We start from the raw sequence: 1,400 nt of genomic DNA, 5'->3' as shown, positions 1-1,400 counted from the left end.
CTCACCCCAACCCCTCTCCCGGTGGGAGAGGGGCTTGATATCCAAGGCTCAAGCATATGCATGACCATCATCGCTACATGTCCGGCTTCGGCAACGAATTCGCCACCGAGGCGGTGACCGGCGCGTTGCCGGTCGGGCAGAACTCGCCGCAGCGCGTGGCCCACGGCCTGTACGCCGAGCAGTTGTCGGGCACCGCGTTCACCGCGCCGCGCGGCGCCAACCGACGCAGCTGGCTGTACCGCATCCGCCCGGCGGTGATGCACGGCGGCTTCGTCGCCTACGACCGTGCCGGCGCGTTCCACAACGACTTCCAGCGCGGTCCGGTGCCGCCGGACCAGTTGCGCTGGAGCCCGTTGCCGCTGCCGGAGACGCCGGTGGACTTCGTCGATGGCCTGTACACGATGGCCGGCAACGGCTCGGCCGAGGCGCAGCATGGCGTGGCGGTGCACCTGTATGCGGCCAACGCGTCGATGCAGGGCCGGTTCTTCTACAACGCCGATGCGGAACTGCTGTTGGTCCCGCAGCTCGGGCAACTGCGCCTGTGCACCGAACTGGGCACGCTGGAAGTGGCGCCGCAGGAAATCGCGGTGATCCCGCGCGGCGTGCGCTTCCGCGTGGAACTGCCCGACGGCCCCGCGCGCGGCTACGTGTGCGAGAACTTCGGCGGCCTGCTGCGGCTGCCCGACCTGGGGCCGATCGGCGCCAACGGCCTGGCCAACCCACGCGATTTCCTCACGCCGGTCGCCGCCTACGAGGAAGACGAGGGCGACTTCGCACTGATCGCCAAGTTCCAGGGCCATCTGTGGCGCGCGCCGATCGGGCATTCGCCGCTGGACGTGGTCGCCTGGCACGGCAACTACGCGCCGTACAAGTACGACCTGCGCCGCTTCAACACCATCGGCTCGATCAGTTTCGACCATCCCGATCCCAGCATCTTCACCGTGCTGACCGCGCCCAGCGACACGCCCGGCACCGCCAATATGGATTTCGCGATCTTCCCGCCGCGCTGGTTGGTGGCGCAGCACACCTTCCGGCCGCCGTGGTTCCACCGCAACGTGGCCAGCGAGTTCATGGGCCTGGTGCACGGCGTCTACGATGCCAAGGCCGACGGCTTCGCCCCGGGCGGCGCGTCGCTGCACAACTGCATGAGTGGGCATGGCCCGGACGCGGCCACCTTCGACAAGGCCTCGCAGGCCGACCTGTCGCGCCCGGACGTCATCGCCGACACCATGGCCTTCATGTTCGAGACCCGTGCGGTGCTGCGCCCGACCGCACAGGCGCTGGACGCCGCGCATCGCCAGCGCGACTACCAGCAGTGCTGGCAGGGCCTGCGCCGGCACTTCCGCGCGCCCTGAGCGGGCGCCGGCGCGGCCGCGCCGCTCAGGCTGCTGCCGGGGCTG

1 protein-coding gene is annotated in these 1,400 nt (G+C 70.0%); it reads left to right on the top strand.

Going from position 1 to position 1,400, the window contains the following annotated elements:
• Positions 1 to 56: 56 nt before the first annotated feature.
• Complete coding sequence (hmgA, locus tag D588_RS0113580) at positions 57 to 1,355, top strand: homogentisate 1,2-dioxygenase (RefSeq protein WP_026143697.1); 1,299 nt, start codon at positions 57 to 59, stop codon at positions 1,353 to 1,355.
• The last annotated feature ends 45 nt before the right edge of the window (positions 1,356 to 1,400 follow it).

The organism is Xanthomonas sp. SHU 308 (assembly GCF_000364645.1).
Lineage (GTDB): Bacteria > Pseudomonadota > Gammaproteobacteria > Xanthomonadales > Xanthomonadaceae > Xanthomonas_A > Xanthomonas_A sontii.
The sequence above is the reverse complement of the archived record's forward strand: the minus strand, read 5'-3'. Positions and strand labels throughout refer to the sequence as shown.